14 protein-coding genes and 1 pseudogene are annotated in these 18,705 nt (G+C 61.4%); 4 read left to right on the top strand and 11 right to left on the bottom strand.

Features of this window, described 5'->3' with window-relative positions:
• Window positions 1–10 precede the first annotated feature (10 nt).
• From KW849_RS05960 to glgA, 4 genes are read right to left on the bottom strand one after another with little or no spacing between them, the layout of a single operon-like run.
• A complete protein-coding gene (locus KW849_RS05960; protein ID WP_218428548.1) occupies window positions 11–2,806 on the bottom strand; it encodes a malto-oligosyltrehalose synthase in 2,796 nt (931 codons plus the stop codon).
• A complete protein-coding gene (malQ, locus tag KW849_RS05955; RefSeq protein ID WP_218428547.1) occupies window positions 2,803–4,881 on the bottom strand; it encodes a 4-alpha-glucanotransferase in 2,079 nt (692 codons plus the stop codon). Before malQ ends, KW849_RS05960 begins: the two co-directional genes overlap by 4 nt.
• Window positions 4,874–6,673, bottom strand: coding sequence for a malto-oligosyltrehalose trehalohydrolase (gene treZ / locus KW849_RS05950; RefSeq protein WP_218428546.1), 1,800 nt, complete (start codon window positions 6,671–6,673; stop codon window positions 4,874–4,876). Before treZ ends, malQ begins: the two co-directional genes overlap by 8 nt.
• Before the next feature lie 12 nt (window positions 6,674–6,685).
• Complete coding sequence (gene glgA, locus KW849_RS05945) at window positions 6,686–8,269, bottom strand: glycogen synthase GlgA (protein ID WP_218428545.1); 1,584 nt, start codon at window positions 8,267–8,269, stop codon at window positions 6,686–6,688.
• A 559-nt stretch (window positions 8,270–8,828) separates the two neighbouring features.
• On the opposite strand from glgA, the gene KW849_RS05940 reads away from it, so the two are divergent.
• Both KW849_RS05940 and nudC read left to right on the top strand, forming a co-directional pair.
• Window positions 8,829–9,641, top strand: a complete 813-nt coding sequence (locus KW849_RS05940; protein WP_218428544.1) for a crotonase/enoyl-CoA hydratase family protein — start codon at window positions 8,829–8,831, stop codon at window positions 9,639–9,641.
• A 6-nt stretch (window positions 9,642–9,647) separates the two neighbouring features.
• Window positions 9,648–10,478, top strand: coding sequence for an NAD(+) diphosphatase (nudC, locus tag KW849_RS05935; protein WP_218428543.1), 831 nt, complete (start codon window positions 9,648–9,650; stop codon window positions 10,476–10,478).
• Here nudC and KW849_RS05930 read toward each other — a convergent pair.
• From KW849_RS05930 to KW849_RS05920, 3 genes are all read right to left on the bottom strand, one after another.
• A complete protein-coding gene (locus tag KW849_RS05930; RefSeq protein ID WP_218428542.1) occupies window positions 10,446–11,225 on the bottom strand; it encodes a TSUP family transporter in 780 nt (259 codons plus the stop codon). The two genes, nudC and KW849_RS05930, sit on opposite strands and share 33 nt — an antisense overlap.
• Window positions 11,226–11,408: 183 nt before the next feature.
• The gene (locus KW849_RS05925; RefSeq protein WP_218428541.1) at window positions 11,409–11,885 is read right to left on the bottom strand and encodes a nuclear transport factor 2 family protein; all 477 of its coding nucleotides are present in this window, start codon (window positions 11,883–11,885) and stop codon (window positions 11,409–11,411) included.
• A 56-nt stretch (window positions 11,886–11,941) separates the two neighbouring features.
• Window positions 11,942–12,505: a TetR/AcrR family transcriptional regulator gene (locus tag KW849_RS05920; protein ID WP_218428540.1), complete on the bottom strand. Its 564-nt coding sequence runs from the start codon at window positions 12,503–12,505 to the stop codon at window positions 11,942–11,944.
• A 217-nt stretch (window positions 12,506–12,722) separates the two neighbouring features.
• Here KW849_RS05920 and pssA point away from each other — a divergent pair, with 217 nt between their 5' ends.
• Together pssA and KW849_RS05910 are read left to right on the top strand one after the other, a co-directional pair.
• Window positions 12,723–14,066, top strand: coding sequence for a CDP-diacylglycerol--serine O-phosphatidyltransferase (pssA, locus tag KW849_RS05915; RefSeq protein WP_218428539.1), 1,344 nt, complete (start codon window positions 12,723–12,725; stop codon window positions 14,064–14,066).
• Window positions 14,067–14,707: 641 nt separating this feature from the next.
• A complete protein-coding gene (locus KW849_RS05910; protein ID WP_218428741.1) occupies window positions 14,708–15,724 on the top strand; it encodes an AraC family transcriptional regulator in 1,017 nt (338 codons plus the stop codon).
• A 32-nt stretch (window positions 15,725–15,756) separates the two neighbouring features.
• Here the strand turns inward: KW849_RS05910 and KW849_RS05905 are convergent, their stop codons facing one another.
• The 4 genes and pseudogenes from KW849_RS05905 to KW849_RS05890 all read right to left on the bottom strand — a co-directional run bounded on the left by KW849_RS05905 (window position 15,757) and on the right by KW849_RS05890 (window position 18,658).
• Window positions 15,757–16,227: an LEA type 2 family protein gene (locus KW849_RS05905; protein ID WP_218428538.1), complete on the bottom strand. Its 471-nt coding sequence runs from the start codon at window positions 16,225–16,227 to the stop codon at window positions 15,757–15,759.
• 25 nt (window positions 16,228–16,252) lie between these two features.
• Window positions 16,253–16,597, bottom strand: a pseudogene (locus KW849_RS05900) (xanthine permease XanP); the annotation flags it as partial.
• 14 nt (window positions 16,598–16,611) lie between these two features.
• On the bottom strand, window positions 16,612–17,319 hold the full coding sequence (locus KW849_RS05895) for an HPP family protein (RefSeq protein ID WP_218428537.1): 708 nt from the start codon (window positions 17,317–17,319) through the stop codon (window positions 16,612–16,614).
• A gap of 160 nt (window positions 17,320–17,479) precedes the next feature.
• Window positions 17,480–18,658, bottom strand: a complete 1,179-nt coding sequence (locus KW849_RS05890; RefSeq protein WP_218428536.1) for an MFS transporter — start codon at window positions 18,656–18,658, stop codon at window positions 17,480–17,482.
• Between the last annotated feature and the right edge of the window lie 47 nt (window positions 18,659–18,705).

Raw genomic sequence — 18,705 nt, 5'->3', positions numbered from 1 at the left:
TGAACTGAACTCAAGTGTGGGTAGTTTGAATAATGAGATTGACCGGGAAATCCCCCAGCGCGGCGCTGACCAGCAGCTCCCTGTGTTGTGTGACTGCGACGCCGGAAAAAAGTCCCTTCAGATTTTCGTCAGGGACGGTGAACGGCAATTTGACCCGGGTATCGCCCCACAGCGGCGCGTTGACCTGTGGCTCGGCACCGTTTTCCAGCAGCTCGGCACAACGTATCGGCACAATCACGATGGCGCGTTTTCCCTCCCGTTCACGGACAAAGCCCAGCACTCGATGGGCCTCGCTGCCCACCACTTCCAGGGCCTGGTAAGTGCCACGCCGAAACAGCTCGGCATGCTCGGCACGCAAACCCAGGGTGCGCGCAATCAAGGCCTGCTTGATGCGCCCGTCACGCCAGTTCAGCAACAAGTCCGGCAGGTCCAGCGTTTGCTGCAGTGCCTGCTGGCGGCTGGCGTAATCCACCGGGCGACGGTTGTCCGGATCGACCAGGCTGAAGTCCCAGAAGTCGTTGCCCTGATACAGATCCGGCACGCCGGGTACGGTCATGCGCAGCAAGGTTTGCGCCAAACCGTTGAGTGCACCGGGCACGGCAATCGAACGAGCAGCCTTGGCCAAGGCCGTACGCAACAGCTCACCTTCGGGGCTGAGCAACAGGCGCTGGATGAAGTCCTCGCTCGCCTGCTCACAAGTGTCATTGGGCGCGCTCCAGCTGCTTTGCAGTTTGGCTTCGCGCAGCGCCTTGCGTTGCCATTGCTTCAGGCGTTTTGCGTAGTCTTCGAGCGCCAGCGGATTATCGAAACGCAATTGCAGAGGCCAACTGCCGAGGATCGTCTGGTACAGAATCAACTCATCGCCCGCCGACGGCACTTGATCGTCACTGCGCAGTGGTCGGGCGAGGGTGCGCCACAGACCGATCTGGTCGGCGTACCAGTCGCTGCGCTCGCTCAATACCGCCAGCCGCGCCCGTGAGTCTTCCCCGCGCTTGTGGTCGTGGGTGGCGCTGGCCAGCAGATTGTCCGGGAAGGTGTCGAGGCGCTCGATGCAGGCTTGATGAAAGTCGGCAACCGGCGCACTGAACCGCTGGGTGTTGAACCCCACATCGTTGCGCGAGAGCAGGACTGCCGAGCGATAGAACGCGGTGTCCTCGACCGCTTTCGCCGCTGCCGGCGAAGTCAGTTGCTGGAAACGTACGCAGGCGTGCTTGAGGCGTTTGCGCTGGCGACCGGCCGGGCGCCGCCGCCAGGGTTCACCGCCGAGCCAGCCGGCCAGGCAGTCGAGCACCGGCCAGTCTGCCTCGCCCAGGGTTTGCCGGGCACCGGCCATGGCCTGCTGGAAAAACACCTCGTCCTGGGCTGACCGGCCAAGGGGGCTGATGTAGGTGCGGTACACCGGGAAATGCACGATCAATGCCTGCAAGGCCCGGCGAATGGCCCCGAGGGTCAGGTCACGGGTCATGAGATTGTCCCGGGCCACTTGCAGCAACGCCTGGGCGACGCTTTCGCAATCCCCGGCGAGGGAGCCATTGAGGATTTGCTGACGGGCCAGTTGTGCTTCCTGGGAGAAGTCGGCGGACCGCCCGCTGTGACGCTTCCAGCGCTCGGCCAGCGCCTGCGCACCCCTGGGGTCGGTTTGCAGCAGTGACAACTGGTTCATGAATTCGTAGCCAGTGGTGCCATCCACCGACCAGTCACGAGGCAGGCTTTCGCCTTCGCCGAGGATCTTCTCGACGTAGATGGGCAGGTGGCGTCCCGCGGACAGGCTGTCGAGCCGACGGCGCAGTTTTCGGCAGTAGCCCCGCGGGTCGGCAAGGCCGTCGATATGGTCGATGCGCAACCCGTCGATCAGCCCTTCAGCCACCAGTTGGAAGATCTTCGCGTGGGTGGCTTCGAACACGGCGGGACGCTCGACGCGTAGCCCACCGAGGTCATTGATATCAAAGAAGCGCCGCCAGTTGATGTCATCGGCGGCGGTGCGCCAACTGGCCAGGCGGTAGCTCTGGCGCTCCAGCAGGTTGTGCAGGCGCTGGAAGCCTTCGCCGGTCACTGAGTCGTAGTTTTTCAGGTGCTGGTCAATGGCCTGGGCAATGGCCGGATCGCCGACCAGGTCGCGTAGTTCTGCTTTCAGCGGTCGCGCCAGGCGGTGGGCATCGGTCTGGTAGCTCAGGGTGCTGAAGCGATCGGCCAGGGATTTGAGTTGTTCGGCCTGTTGCGTATCGAGCGGCGCATCGACCTTGAGCAGCTCGCCGTAATCCCAGGGGCAAATGGGAAAGCGGTGTTCGTAGTACTCGACATGAAAGCTTCCGTGCCAGGCATCGAAGCGCAGGGGCAGGGTGCCGTCCTGCAACGCGACGCCATAGTCGCTGCCCAGAAACGGCAGGAGCAACTGGCCCTCCATCAACGGGTCGGGCGAGTGCCACTGGATGTCGAAAAACTCGCCGTAGGGGCTCAGGCGCCCCCACTCCAGCAAATCCAGCCACCAGGGGTTATCACTGCCGCCGACCGCCATGTGGTTGGAGACGATATCGAGGATCAACCCCATGTCGTGCCCGTGCAGGGCATCGACCAGACTGCGCAGCGCCGCCTCACCGCCCAGCTCCGGATTGACCCTTGTCGGGTCCACCACGTCATAGCCGTGCATTGACCCGGCGCGCGCGCGTAACAGCGGGGAAGCGTAGATATGGCTGATGCCGAGACGGGCGAAATACGGCACCAGTGGCACCGCATCTTCCAGCGTAAAGCCTTTATGAAATTGCAGGCGCAACGTGGCGCGCAGTGGTCGGCTTGGCACTTGAGTCATCGATCACGCTCGGTCGCCTGAAGTCGCGCACAGGCGAGCAGTTCCAGACGCCGCGCGGCATCCGCTCCATCGAGCAGGGCCTCACTGTATCCGGGCAAGCGCCGCGACCAGTTCGGGTGAGTATCGATGGTGCCCGGCAGGTTGGCCTGTTGTTCCACGCCAAGGGCATCTTCCAGTGGCAGCAACACCAACGGCGACCGGGTATGGCCAAGGAAGCGCACGCTGGCATCGAGCACCTGGTCGGTTTCGTGGGACTCTTCGCGGAAGTTCTGCGGGTCCTGGCTCAACGCCCGACGCAGGCCCTCACGCTCGCGCTCGCGGTGCTGGCGCCATTCGATTTCAGTGCTGGCATCGATCATGCCGAGCCTGGCGTTCCAGTCGATATCGCGGCCATGCCACCAGCCGTTGAGGGTGGGCAGGTCATGGGTGCTGGTGGTCGCCAGGGCGTTGTCCGGCCAGTCGAGGATCGGCTTGAAGTGCGTGTTGTCCTGTTCGAACAGCAACACCCGCATGCCGAGTATCGAACGGGCGATGAGTTTTTCCCGCAGGCCATCCTGCACGGTGCCGAGGTCTTCACCGAGGACGATGGCCTGGTGACGATGGGATTCCAGGGTCAGCAAACGCAACAGGTCGTCCACCGGGTAATACAGGTAGGCGCCGTCGGCCGGCGGCGAGCCGTTGGGGATCACCCACAAACGCTGCAGCCCCATGACGTGATCAATGCGCAAGCCACCGCAATGGGCGAAATTGGCCCGCAGCATTTCGATGAAGGCACGGAAACCATTGCGTACCAGGCCTTCGGGGGAGAACGCGGAAATCCCCCAGCCCTGGCCGCTGCGGTTGAGAATGTCCGGCGGCGCCCCGACGGTGAGGGCGGCGAGCAGTTCGTCCTGACGGCTCCAGGCCTGGCTGCCGCCGCCATCGGCACCGACGGCCAGATCGGCAATCAGGCCGATGCTCATGCCGCTGGCGCGGGCGGCGGTTTGCGCGCGCTCCAGGCAGCGCGTGATCAGCCACTGGCAGAAGGCGAAGAAGCCGATGCGCCCGGCATTCTCTTCGGCGAATGCCGCCAGTTCGGCGCTACGCGGGTTGCGCCAGGGTTCGGGCCACAGCCGCCAGTCGAGGTGTTCACCGCGGGCGGCGCGCGCCTCCTGGATGGCTTCGAAGCGACAGTGGTTTTCCAGCGCTTCGCCCGCCGCGTGACGAAAACTGCTGAAGTCTTCGTGCAACGGGTGTTCCCCCTGGACGAAGCCTTCGTACAGCGACTGCAGCAGCCGATACTTGGCTTCGGCGGCGGCTGGCCAGTCTATCAGCGGGCGTTCTTCCAGCGCCTTGAGTTCAATGGCCAGGCCGGTTGCATCGATGGCGGTACGCAGGGCGCGTTCGCCGAGAATGGTGCCGGGGGCGCAGTAAAGGCTATTGAGAAACAAACGGCTGGACGGTGAATACGGGCTATAGCGTTGGGTGTCACTGGAAAACATCGCATGCAACGGGCTGATCGCCAGCGCCTCGGCGCCACGCTCGCCGGCCACCCGGGCGAGGTCTTCCAGCGCCTGGGTGTCACCAAACCCGCCATCGCCGGGGCGGCGCAATCCGTACAACTGCACGCTCAGGCCCCAGGCACGAGGAATGGGGTTATCCACGGCGTCGGCCACGCTGTAACAACGGGACGGGGCCACCGCCAGAGTGAAAGTTTGTCCATCGATACTGACCTGTTGATAGCCGACCGGTACCAGCCCCGGCAGCACCGCGCTGGCGTCCAGTTTCAGGTTGAGCCGCGAACCGTCTTCGAGGTGGATTTCGCAAGGGGTCTGGGGCTCGAAATAACGCGCCAGGTCCAGGCCCACCCCCACGTCGGCGGTGATCAATGGCGGCAAGTGATGGGTCTGTTGCGCCGTTTGCAATTCCAGCAGGCTGGCGTCGATTTCCTGGGCACTGCCGGCCGGGTGGCCAAGGCCGCTCAGCACGTTGCGCAACACTGAAGGCGCGACTTTTTGCGGGCGACCGTTGGCGTCGATCCAGTCGACCGCGAGGCCGGCACGGCTGGCCAGAATTTCCAGTTGCGCATCACTCATGGACGCTCTCCATAGGGGGTAGCAAAGGGGCTGCGGCGGCGAGGCTGACGAGCGCGCAATACGGGGCAAGGGTGCCTTGGTCCAGAAGGCCGGCGCTCTCTGGCGGGTATTCGAACAACCACGCGGCACCGGTCTGTGAGGTGTGGCCTACGGGCCTGTCGCTGAGGTTCAGGTCAATGCGCAGTTGGCTGCCATCGCCCAATCGCCAGGCTGCACTGACCGCGCCGTCGCCCAGCACGTCGGCGCCCAGTGCCTGGGTGCCCGGCAAGTGCGGGACGATGAGCCGGTGCCGGATCTGCAACAGTCGGCAGTACAGGTCGTGCATCTCGCTGTGGCCGATCGAGGGCAGGACAGGGCGGGACGCTGCAAATGTCTGCGGATCGTTCGGGTCCGGAATGTGTTCGCGTTGACGCGGGTCCGCAAACGCGCTGAACGCCGCGAACTCGTTGCGCCGGCCATCGCGTACCCGTTTTGCCAATTCACCGTGATGGCTGGTGAAAAACAGGAAGGGTTGTTCGACGGCAAACTCGTCACCCATGAACAGCAATGGAATCATCGGCGACAGCAGCAGCAACACCGTGGCGGCGCGCAGCGCTTGTGGGTGGGCGAGTTGATGCAGGCGCTCGCCGAACGCCCGATTGCCGATCTGGTCATGGTTCTGCAAAAACAGGATGAAGGCGTTGGGCGGCAAATGCCCGCTGGGCTCACCGCGCGCCACACCATGGCGGTTGAGATGGCCCTGGAACACGAAACCCTGGCTCAGGCAGCGCGCCAGTTGTTCGGTGGGGTTTTGCGCGTAGTCGGCGTAATAGGCGTCGGTTTCGCCGGTCAGCAATACGTGCAGGGCGTTGTGGCCGTCATCATTCCATTGCGCGTCGTAACCCTGTTCGAGCAGGCTGGCCTGGTTGTGTTCGTTCTCGACCATCAGCCAGACATGCCGCGCCGGTCCCGTCTGCTGGCGCACCCGTTGTGCCAGTTCCTGAAGAAAATCCGGGTCTTCGATGGCGTGCACCGCGTCCAGGCGCAATCCGTCGAAACGGTATTCCAGCAGCCACATCAAGGCGTTTTCGATGAAGAAGTCCCGTACTTCGCGACGGCGCAAGTCGATGGCCGCGCCCCAGGGCGTGTGTCGGTCTTCGCGAAAGAAAGCACTGGCATAACGATGCAGGTAATTGCCGTCCGGGCCGAAGTGGTTGTAGACCACGTCGAGAATCACCGCCAGACCGTGGCCGTGGGCGGTGTCGATCAAGTGCTTGAGCTGCTCGGGTGAGCCGTATGAAGCCTGGGGCGCGTAGGGCAGGACGCCGTCATAGCCCCAATTGCGCTCACCGGGAAACTGCGCGATGGGCATCAGTTCGATCGCGCTGACACCCAGTTCGACCAGGCGTCCCAGATGCTGCTCGACGGCAGTGAAGCCGCCGAGCGCACCGACGTGCAACTCATAAATCACCGCTTCGTTCCACGGTCGTCCCAGCCAGGTACTGTGTTGCCACGCATAGGCCAACGGATCGACCACCACGCTGGGCTGGTCAATGTCGCCGGCCTGAGCGCGGGAGGCAGGGTCGGGCACTTGCAGTTCGCCGTCGATGCTGTAGCGGTAACGCGTGCCTGCCGGGCATCGGGTGTTGCTCACGAACCAGCCGTCGGCCTGGGGCAGCAACGGCAAGGACTGTCCATTTTCCAGTTCGACACTGACGTAGAACGCATCTGGCGCCCACAACGCAAATTGCGTGTGCTCTGCGTCCAGCATGATTGCGCCGTGAGGCCAGGTCTCAAGGGTCCGTAACGGCATCTTGAAAGCCTCTTACTGTTTGTTCGATTTCCCCAACGCTTTCGCCACAAGCCGTTCATAGAGTTCGGCGTAGGGTTCGACCGCCTTGCACCAGTTGAACGGCGCGGCCATGGCCCGGCAGCGCATGGCGTGCAGCAGGTCGGGAAAGGCGAATACCTTGAATGCGCGACTCAGGGCTTCCTGATAGCTCTGCACCGTGGATTCATCGAACAGGAAACCGGTCACGCCGTTCTCGATGGTGTCGGCCAGGCCACCGGTATTGCGTGCCACCGGCAACGAGCCGAAACGCTGGGCGTACATCTGGCTCAGGCCGCACGGCTCGTAACGCGACGGCATCAGCAGGAAGTCGCTGCCGGCGAACATGCGCCGGGCGTCGGTTTCGTTGAAGCCAATGCGCACGCCGATCTGCCCGGGGAAACGCAGGGCCAGTTCACGCATGGCCTGTTCTTCTTCCGGCTCGCCGCGACCGATGATCGCGATCTGTCCGCCGTTTTTGACGATGTATTCGGAGACCGCCTCGGTGAGGTCCAGGCCTTTCTGATAAACCAGCCGCGAGACCACTGCAAACAGTGGGCCTTCGGAATGTTCCAGGCCGAACAGCTCGCGGACATGGGCGGCGTTCACGGCCTTGCCCTCCCAGTCGCCAATGCTGAACGGGCAGAACAGGTGCGGATCGGTCGCCGCATCCCAGCTTTCATCGATGCCGTTGGGAATCCCGCTGAGCAGGCCTTGCTGGGTCTTGGCGGCGAGAAAACCGTCGAGACCGCAGCCGAAATCCGGGGTGGTGATTTCCTGGGCATAGGTCGCGCTGACCGTGGTGATGTGGCTCGAATAGGCCATGCCGGCCTTGAGGAACGACATCTTGCCGTAGAACTCCATGCCTTCCTGCTGCAGCGCGTGATGGGGGATGCCCAATTCGGGGCACGAACCCAGGCTGGTCACGCCCTGGTACGCCAGGTTGTGGATGGTGAACAGGGTGGGCGTGCGCTGTCCACGCCAGTGCATATAAGCAGGGGCCAGACCGGCCGGCCAGTCATGGGCGTGCACCAGGTCCGGGCACCAGTGGATTTGCGCGAGGTTGGCGGCGATATCGGCCGCTGCCAGGCCCAGGCGGGCGAAACGGATATGGTTGTCCGGCCAGTCGCGGCCGTTGTTGGCGCCGTAGGGCGAACCTTCGCGCTCGTAGAGTTCGGGGCAGATCAGTACGTAAATGACCAAACCGTCGGGCATGTCCATGCGCCCGATCTTGCACGGTGGCAACGCAGCATGACCGCCAAGCTCACCGATGATATGGATGGGGTTCTCGCTGTGCAGCACCTGCGGGTAACCCGGGATCAACACCCGCACATCGTGCAGATGGGCCATGGCCCGCGGCAGCGCCGCGGAAACGTCGCCCAGGCCACCGGTTTTCACCAGGTCGGCGATTTCCGAGGTGACGAACAAGACTTTTTTACGGTTCGGATTCCGGTTGGCTACCGGGGTCAGCGTCCTGCTGCCAGGAACGCTGACGGGTTGGGTGTTTGCGGCAGTTACGGTGCTCGACTCACCGACCTGATGAGCACGCTCTCCCTGTATTTCCAATGCCGTACTGGTCATATGAATCTCCCGTGTTGTTGATCTAATTCTTAGGTCTGGCAAACGGTGTTCCATGGCCAATTTCCGTGGCCGGGCGCAAACGCGCTACGCATCAGTGAGCAAGCGCTGCCCAATGCGCTGAAGCAGAATGGGTGAATGAGCCACTGCAAGGATTGCACCAGTCGCAACGCACCGTCTTTTCAGAGGACCGATCGGTATTGGAAAAAGTTTCGACTATTTTTCCACTTTGTGACCAGCCGGTTTCGTCTCGAGAAAATGAGTCTAGGCCAGAACTTAGAGCGGTGAAGGCCGGATGGCAAAATTGTTCGACAATCGGTTTGTAGCGGTACGGACGTGCCTGATCGAGGTGCAAATGCCCCGACGAAGTGCATGTTTTTTTGCGTTTTTGCCGCAAAAAGTCACGGGGCAGTCACATAAATGTGCGCCACGTTTTGGTGGTGGTGCACTGTTAAGGTGCAGTCTGGCCAGTCCTGCATTTGGCCGAACCACTGCCTTACTGCCCACCTTGGTGCCTTGTTATAGTTCGGGCCTCATTTTTGCCCGCAAAAGGATCACTGGCATGTCTCGGTACAGCGCGTTCAACGTCGAACTGGTCGATAAAATCGCCCATGTGCAGATCAACCGCCCGGATAAGATCAACTCGATGAACGCTGCGTTCTGGAGCGAAATCGTCGAGATCTTCCAGTGGATCGACGACACCGATGAGGTGCGCGTGGTGGTTCTCAGCGGCGCAGGCAAGCATTTCTCCTCGGGTATCGACCTGATGATGCTGGCGGGCGTGGCCAATGAACTGGGCAAGGACGTCGGACGCAACGCACGCCTGCTGCGGCGCAAGATCCTCACCCTGCAAGCGTCGTTCAATGCCGTCGATAACTGCCGCAAACCGGTGCTTGCGGCGATTCAGGGTTACTGCCTGGGTGGCGCCATCGACCTGATTGCCGCGTGCGACATGCGTTATGCCGCCGAGGACGCACAGTTTTCGATCAAGGAAATCGACATCGGCATGGCCGCCGACGTCGGCACGTTGCAACGCTTGCCGCGGATCATCGGTGACGGCATGCTGCGCGAACTGGCTTACACTGGTCGCACGTTTGGCGCCGACGAGGCGCAGGGCATGGGCTTGGTCAATCGCGTCTACAGCGACAACGCCAGCCTGCTCGACGGCGTCATGGGCATTGCCCGCGAAATCGCCGGCAAGTCGCCGATCGCCGTCACCGGCACCAAAGAGATGATCAGCTACATGCGCGACCATCGCATCGATGACGGCCTCGAATACATCGCTACCTGGAACGCCGCCATGCTGCAATCCACCGATCTGCGCGTGGCCATGGCCGCCCATATGAGCAAACAGAAACCCGAATTTCTGGATTGATTAACCATGATTCCTCGCTGGACCACCGCAGTACTGGACACCGATCAACCCGGCGGCTGGGCTATCGCGCGCAGCCCCGAAGGCTTTCTGTTCGATGACAATGGCGCGCTGTTTGCGCGCGAATGGCTCAAGCGCCAGGATTTGCCGATTCTCGCCGAGCATGGCATCGGTCATCTCGATGGCGAGCCGGTCTATCTGCTGGAGCTGCGCAGTCAAAGCGAAGTGCCGGGCTGCAACTGGAAAGGCCTGCGGGCGTTCATGCTGGAGGGTGATCACACGCTCTACAAGGTGCTTGGTTACGCCGCGCAGATCGGCACCTGGGCCCGTGAACATCGCTTTTGCGGTAACTGCGGCCAGGCCATGATTCAGGTGCCGCGCGAACGGGCAATGTATTGCCAGCCGTGCGATCTGCGCAGCTATCCACGGATTTCACCGAGCATGATCGTGCTGGTGACCCGCGGCGACGAGATTCTGCTGGGGCGTTCGCCGCGCTTTGTGCCGGGTGTCTACAGCACCCTGGCCGGGTTTGCCGAGCCGGGCGAATCGGCCGAGGATTGCCTGATTCGCGAGGTTCGCGAAGAGGTGAGCATCGAGGTCAGGAACATCCAGTACATGGGCAGCCAGTGCTGGCCGTTCCCGCACTCGATGATGCTCGGCTTTCATGCCGAATACGCCGGCGGCGAGATCGTCTGTCAGGAAGACGAGATCGAGGACGCCCAGTGGTTCAACGTGCACGAGCTGCCGCCGTTGCCGGCGTCACGCTCGATTGCCCGTTACCTGATCGATCTCTATGTGGCGCGGCGTTTAGGCCACGCTGAACCAGTGCTGCCAGGCTAGGCGCACGGTCAGGCCCAGCACCACGGTGATGAACACCGGACGAATGAATTTCGCACCGCCGCTGATGGCGGTGCGGGCACCGAAGAACGCGCCGACCATCAACGACGAGCCCATGCACAGGCCAATGATCCAGTCCACCTGACCGGAAAAGATGAAGATCGACAGCGCTGCCGCGTTGCTGACGAAGTTCATGCTGCGCGCCACACCGCTGGCTTTCACCAGGTCGATGGGGTAGAGCAGCAGGCTGCTCACGGTCCAGAACGCACCCGTGCCGGGGCCGGCCACGCCGTCATAGAAGCCGAGGCTGAAGCCCTGGGTTGACTGCCACTTTTTCTTGACCGGTGCATCGCTGTCCGTTGGCGCTTTCGGCGTGCCGCCAAACAAAAGATAAACGCCACAGGCGAAGACGATCACCGGCAGCATTTTGTTCAGCCACTCCGCCGGCAGGTAATGCGCGACCACGGCACCGGTCAGCGCGCCGACCAGGGTACCGATGATGGCGTGCATCCATTGCGCGGGGTGGAACAGCTTGCGGCGGTAAAAGGTAAAACTGGCAACCGCCGAACCGAAGGTCGAGCTGAGCTTGTTGGTGCCCAGTACCAGGTGCGGCGGCAGGCCGGCAGTGAGCAAGGCCGGGGTGGTCAACAGGCCACCGCCACCGGCGATGGCGTCGATGAAACCGGCAACAAAAGCGACAAGGGCCAGGATGGCCAGGGTGGAGAGGTCAACGCTGAGTTCGAAAGGCATGGGTTCGGCTTATTCGGCGGGTGCAGGAAGGACTGCGGGGAAGGGCAGCATCTTAACCACCTGCACAACACAAAACCAATGTAGGAGCTGGCTTGCCAGCGAAGGCGGAGTGTCAGCCATCATTGATGCCAGTCCTGACGACACCTTCGCTGGCAAGCCAGCTCCTACAGGGATTGGTACGGTTTACAGGCCAAGATCTGACAGCCCCGGGTGATCGTCAGGACGACGTCCCAGCGGCCAGTGGAACTTGCGCTCGCTTTCCTTGATCGGCATGTCATTGATGCAGGCGAAGCGGCGGGCCATCAGGCCGTCCTCGTTGAACTCCCAGTTTTCGTTGCCGTAGGAGCGGAACCAGTTGCCCGAGTCGTCATGCCATTCATAGGCATAACGCACGGCGATGCGGTTGTCGGTAAAGGCCCAGAGTTCCTTGATCAGCCGATAATCCAGTTCCCTGGCCCATTTGCGGGTCAGGAAAGCTTTGGCCTCTTCGCGGTTGTGGGCGAACTCGGCACGATTGCGCCATTGAGTGTCCAGGGTGTAGGCCAGGGACACGCGCTCGGGGTCGCGGGAGTTCCAGCCGTCTTCAGCCAGGCGAATTTTTTCGATGGCCGATTCACGGGTGAAAGGGGGTAATGGCGGACGAACTTCGGCATTAGACATTTCAAGTCTCCGTATCAAGTTAAAGTTCAAACATTGGGTCGAGCTTGGTCAAGTTGCTACAGGTCCAACAACTTTCGCGCCATGCATTGCGCATTATCGGCGGCACTGTGATCACCCATTACAAGCGCCACTGCAATGGCACCATCGATCAGGATCAGCAGTTGTCTGGCCAGCAGCTGCGGATCCTCGGCGCCGTATTCGGTACACAGCTCGCACACGTAGTCGAGCAGCTTCTGTTTATGCTCTTTGGCGACCAGGCGCACCGGGTCTTGCGGATCGCCGGTTTCGCCACTGGTGTTGATGAAGGCGCAGCCGCGGAAGCCATCGGAAGCGAACCACGATTTGAGTACGGTAAACAGGTTGAGCAGCCGCTCGGCCGGGGTTTGTGCCTGGCCGACTTCGCCTCTGTACCAGCGCATCCAGCGCTGGTCGCGGCGTTGCAGGGCGGCCACAACCAGATCGTCCTTGTTGGCGAAGTAGTGGTAAATGCTCTTTCTGGAGACGCCGGCGGTTTTCACCAGAAGATCCATGCCAGTGGCGGCAATGCCACTTTTGTAGATCAGCTTTTCGGTGACATCCAGAATGATGTTGCGTGTGTCATTGCTCGTGATTTCGTTCATGTCGCTGACAGTAGAACGATCGTTCTCCTTGGTCAATAATTATTTTGCGCGACCTTGAAATTGCCATCGCTGGCAAGCCAGCTCCTACAGGGGGAACGCGGTTAATCTGTAGGAGCTGGCTTGCCAGCGATGGCGTCTTTACAGACAGTAACAAGACCCGAACCTTTGCATGGTGTAAGCTCTGGGGCTCTTCGGATTCGACCCAATTGCGAGCCCTATGCCGTTGCTTTTCAAACGTTCCCTGCTGCCCAAACTGCGCAGTTTTCCGCTGACGGCCGACGCCGTCGGCATCCTCTCTGGTGCTGCCGAATTCCGTCGTTGCCTGCTGGAGAAAATCGCCGGCGCGACCCGGCGCATCTACATCGTTGCGCTGTACCTGCAACAGGATGAAGCCGGCCAGGAAATTCTCGATGCCTTGCACGCGGCCAAGCTGGCGCGTCCGGAACTGGACGTAGTGGTGGTCGTCGACTGGCTGCGAGCACAGCGCGGCCTGATCGGTGCCGGCAAGCAACCGGGCAACTGCGCCTGGTATCAGGAAATGACCCGCACCCATGCCAGCGAAGTGCCGATCTACGGTGTCCCGGTGCAGACCCGCGAACTGTTCGGCGTGTTGCACCTCAAAGGCTTCGTGATCGATGACTGCGTGATCTACAGCGGCGCGAGCCTGAACAACGTCTATCTGCACAAGTTCGACAAGTACCGCTACGACCGCTATCACCTGCTGCACAATCGTGATCTGGCCGATTCGATGCAGCACCTGGTGCAGCACGGCCTGGTGGCTTCCAAGGCGGTGCACCGCCTTGACCTGCCGAACCTGCCGACCACCCGCAGCCTGCGCCATGACATCGGCGACCTGCGCAGCCGCCTCAAGCACGCGGCGTACGACACTTCGCGGGGCACCACCGACAGGAGCGGTTTGTCTGTCAGCCCGTTGCTTGGCGTCGGCAAGAACAATTCGCTGAACCGGGTGATCTGCGAACTGATTGCCAGCGCCCAGCAGCAACTGATCATTTGCACACCGTACTTCAACCTGCCGCTGGCGATCATCCGCGAGATCAACCGTGCGCTGGCCCGTGGGGTGAAGATCGACATTGTGGTCGGCGACAAGACGGCCAACGACTTCTACATTCCGCCGAGCGAACCGTTCCGGGTCATTTCGACGCTGCCGTACCTGTACGAAATCAGCTTGCGCCGATTTGCCAAGCGCCATCAGCGCAACATCGACAGCGGCCAGTTGAACCTGCACCTGTGGCGTGATGGCGACAACACCTATCACCTCAAGGGCATGTGGATCGACCGGCGCTATACCTTGCTGACCGGCAACAACCTCAACCCGCGGGCGTTTCGACTCGATCTGGAAAACGCCTTGTTGATCGATGATCCCCATGGCGAACTGCTGGAGCCGCGTCGCCATGAGCTGACAGAGATCTTCCGGCACACCTCGCGTATCGAGCATTTCCAGAACCTGGAAACCCTCGCCGAGTACCCGGCGGGCGTAGCCAGGTTCCTCAAGCGCGTGAGTCGTGTGCGCATCGAGCGATTGCTCTATCGCATCCTCTGAAAAAGATCGCAGCCTCGTTGCACTCGACAGCTCCTACGGGGAAGTGCGCACGCCTGAAGAACCAGGCCTGCCAGCAGACCGGATTTTGCGGATGTATCACTGTGTAGGAGCTGCCGAAGGCTGCGATCTTTTGATCTTGTATGTCAGTAATAAAGCCAAAAGATCGCAGCCTCGTTGCATTCGACAGCTCCTACGGGGAACTGCGTACGCATGAAGCCAGGCCGGCCGGTAGGCCGCCTCGCTTTGGCTTTTGCGGTTCACGCCCCCTCGTGAGGCTGAGCGCAGGTTCTGCGCAGTGGGCAACCCGGCATGGATGCCGGGTTAGCCGCGTACGGCCATGGATGGCCGATCGCGGCGGGCCCACGGAGCAGGACCGGAGCGAGGGCATGCCGAGCCACAGCGAGGCACCGAATGTCAGGGGCAAGAGCCCTTGGTTACTTGGGGCTTTTCCAAGTGACCCGCCGTCAGGGCGGAACCCTAAGTGGCCATTACCGCAGCAACGGATATGTACACCCACAAAATACTCATCGCCTGACACAAAGCCATCGCGAACAGGCTCGCTCCCACAGGGATCAGCGCCAGGCGGGTGGTTTCGGCTAATATGCCCCCCACTCGAACAAGAACAGGGCTTGCCGCGATCCATGTCGGAAAAAGACACCATCTCCATCCAACTGGTGCGTGAAGCACTGTTGCAAAGCTGCGCGCCGGGAATTGCCACGGACGAGGTGTTGATCAAGGTTGGCATCGACCCGCTGCTATTGGGCAACACCGGCGCCCGCGTTCCGGCCACGGCTTATGCGCGCCTGTGGCGGCTGCTGGCACGGCGCGGGGACGATGAGTTTTTTGGCATGGACCCTCGCAAACTGAAATCCGGCAGCTTTGCGTTTCTGTGTCGCAGCGCCATGCTCCAGCCCAACGTGGCGGCGGGACTGTCCAGCGGCCTGGCGTTTCTGTCGTTGATCCTCGAGCACCTGCCGGCGCAGTTGGTGCGCCAACAAAGCCTGGCGGAAATCGTCCTGCTGGAGGACGACAAGGAACCGCGCCGGGCCTTCACCTATTTCACCTATTGGATGATCGTGCACGGCGTTGCCTGCTGGCTGGCAGGGCGGCGGATTCCAATCCTGGCCATCGAACTGCGCTGTTCGAAACCGGATTTCTGCGATGACTACCAGGTGATGTTTTCCGAGAACCTGCGTTTCGACCGTCCGCGCACGCGGATGATTTTCTCCGCCGATTGCCTGGACTTGCCGATCAAGCGCAGCCCTGAAGAACTCAAGCGATTCCTGGCCCATGCGCCGGCGAACATTCTGGTCAAGTACCGCGATCCGCAGAGCCTGGCCAGTCGCATCAAACACGATCTACGCCATCTGCCGGCCGAACACTGGCCGGAAACCGAAGTCCTGGCGCAACGCCTGTGCATGTCGGCATCAACCCTGCGCCGCCGACTGGCCGAAGAAGGGCAAACCTATCAAGGCCTCAAGGACGGCGTGCGCAAGGAACTGGCGATTGTCTGGCTGGCCGAGCCCGCGATCAGCTTCAGCGAGATCGCCACGCGGCTGGGGTTCGCGGATGTCAGTTCGTTCTACAAAGCGTTTCGCAAGTGGTCGGGGTCCAATCCTGGGCATTACCGTAGCCTGATTCTGAATGACGCCGAATGAATTCAGCGGCGCAACGGTCATTTCTTCGCAGGCTAACGGCTGCCAGTGGTCGATCCCGGCAGTTTGAGTGTGCCACTGTCCACGAAACGCATTGTGTTGAACACCCCACCCGAGAGCTTGCCGTGCAGGATGTAGGGCATGTTGTTAAGCGTTTTCATCCGGCTGATGCCATAGGTCTGGCGGATCACCGAAAGTGCCGAAACGCTGACCGGCACGCTCACGACGGTGTCGGAAAAACGCCCGATCGAGCCACTCTCATCGGTGACGCCAGAGGCGAAGGGTTGGCCGTTGATGTCCAGGTCCAGCGCAACGCCGCTGTAGACGAGGGTGGTGTCATTGGGGTTCTGCACGCGGATTTTCACGGTAAAGCGCACTTCCATGCCCTCGCCTTGCAGGGGCTCGATGCCCACGACGTTGACTTTCAACGGGTCTCGATTGGGCAGTGAGGAACAGGCGCTCAGGCAGAGCAGGAGGGAAATCAGGACCGCGTGAACGCTGCGCATGGTCGTGCTCTCATCTGAAAAAGGGCTAGCGGGTTGACTGTGCGACCACCGTAGCCTTTGCGGGTTCATCCCTGGCGGTCACATCGGGGTTCTGCATCACTTGAAGCACTGAGGCCTGCGGATCGAATTCGTCCTCTTCCAGTTCGATGAATTCCTCGGGCAGGAAGATATTAAGAACGATAGCGCACAGCGCGCCGACGGTGATGGGCGATTGGAAAATGTTGTGCAGGGCCTTGGGCAGTTCACGCAAGACTTCCGGCACCGCCGCCACCCCCAGGCCCATGGCGAGGGAAATCGCCACGATCAGCATGTTGCGCCGATGCAGGCCGGCCTCGGCGAGAATCCTGATTCCGGCCACGGCAAAAGAGCCGCCAAGTCAGTGGCTTACAGTCGTGGAGCGAACACCTCGCCCACGCTGCGGCGTTTGGCGTGCAGCTGGCTGGCCTGGATCAGTTGTTCGAGGTCTTCGGGCGTGACGTCATAGAACGCCTCCATGTCAGCCAGCGCCAGTTTCAGGTCTTCGGCGGTGATGGCCTGACTGTCGACTGGCGGGTGATCGGCAGGGATCCTGGCCACCGGTTCGCTGGCACTCTTGGGGTAACGAACGCGGGTCAGGTTGTTGTAGGCCAGGGCGCAGAGCAGCATCGTCGCCCCGCTGAGCATCACCGGTTCAATGGCTCTCCAGTCCATGGCAATGGTTGCCGGATCGGCCAGCACCAGGGTCAAGGCCAATGCACCGGCCGGTGGGTGCAGGCACCGCAGCCAGCACATCAGGATCAACGCCATGCCCGCGGCCAGGCAAGCGCTGCCGAGGGTTCGGCCCAACACATGGGCTACCAGCAAGGCAATCACCCCAGCGCTCAAGTAGCCGCCGAGAATCGACCAGGGTTGCGCGAGCGCGCCCGAAGATACGGCAAACAACAGCACCGCCGACGCCCCCAGCGGGCCAATCAGGTGCTGGGCCACCTCAATGCCGAACACCTGGCTACAGAGCCACACGCTCATCAGTGTCCCCAAGGCCATGCCGATGGCGGCGCGGCTCCATTCGGTGGGGCGGGTGTTGATGGCGGCGGGCAACCAGCGAGCAAGCATTCCGAGAAAAACTCCGGCAGAAAAATCGAGGCAAAAAAAAGGGCTTGGCTGGGAAGCCCAGAAAGCCCTTGAAGGTGTTCCAACTGTTGGGGGAGGAACGCGCACAGTGTGCCGTTCAATCCAGCTACTGACAAATTCATATTAATGAGCTTTCAGTGCATTAATTTTGCTGTAAAGGCACTCGACGGCCGCTCATGAAACACAGTAGTCCGCCCAATGCCGCAAGAGCGCTCAAGGCATAGAACATCGTCGGTGCGGGCGTGTGCATCAGCAGAAAGCCGCTGATCGCAGGACTCAGGGCGCCACCGAGCGCGGCCAGGTTTTGCGCGCCGTAATAACTGCCGCGCAGTTCTTCCGGGGCCAGGGTGTCGACGAACAGGAACTCGGCCGGGTAAATGATCATTTCGCCGAGGGTGAAAATGAACATCGCCACGCACCAGCTCATCAGGCTATCGGCCAGGCTGAAACCGATCAGGCCCAGGATGAACAGGCCCGTGCCGGCCACAATCCACTGACGCAGTTGCTCGCGCTTGAGAAAGCGCCCGATCTGATATTGCAGGAGAATCACGCTGAGCGCGTTGCAGGCCAGCAGGGCGGCCATGACGTCCATGGTGTTTTTCGAATCGCTGGTCACCAGCAAGTACTGCGACAGATAAAACGTGAAGCGCCCGTGCACCACGGTGCTGAGCAGGCAACCGGCGGTGAACATGATCAGCGTGCGGTCGTTTTTCAGGGTGATCAGGGTCTTGAGGAAGCTCTGCGCCTGACCGGTGACAGACGAACGCACCGGGTCCTTCGCGATCCCGGTCATCAGGAAAATACTGAAAAAGGCGATGGCCGCTGCTATCAGGAACGGCGCACTGGTATACAGGCCGGCAATCACCACGCCGAGCATCGGGCCGATGGCGTAGCCAATGTTGGTCAGGGTATAGCTCAAGGAAAACGCCTTGGCGCGCTGACCCACAGGCAGGTTATCACTGAGAATCGCTTTCGAGCCGATCAGAAACAGCGCCGACGCGGTTTCGGTGACGATCAGGGTCATCGTGGTCAGGTAAAGGTTTTCGGCGAATGTCAGCAGCACCAGGCCGATGGCGCTGGAAAGCATGGCGAGGATCAGCAGCCGGCGTTTTTCGAAGCGATCGATGATGTAGCCGCCGTACAGGGAGAGCAGGGTGGCGACGAACACCGCAATGCCGAGCAGCAAGCCAACGTCCTGTTGGTTGAGGCCAAGTTTGTCGCTGACGAACAGTGTGAGCAGAGGGCTGGTGATGGCGCGGCTGACGACGATGGTCAAAGAGCAGATCAACAGGCGGCGGATGAGGGGGGAGTAGGTGGTCACAGCGTGAATGTCCTTATTCAATCAGGCCGGCATCAGCCCGGTCGTGG

The sequence above is a fragment of the Pseudomonas sp. PDM26 genome (assembly GCF_019219185.1).
In the GTDB taxonomy this organism is placed as follows: Bacteria; Pseudomonadota; Gammaproteobacteria; order Pseudomonadales; family Pseudomonadaceae; genus Aquipseudomonas.
This window is presented reverse-complemented; position numbering and strand designations above follow the sequence as displayed.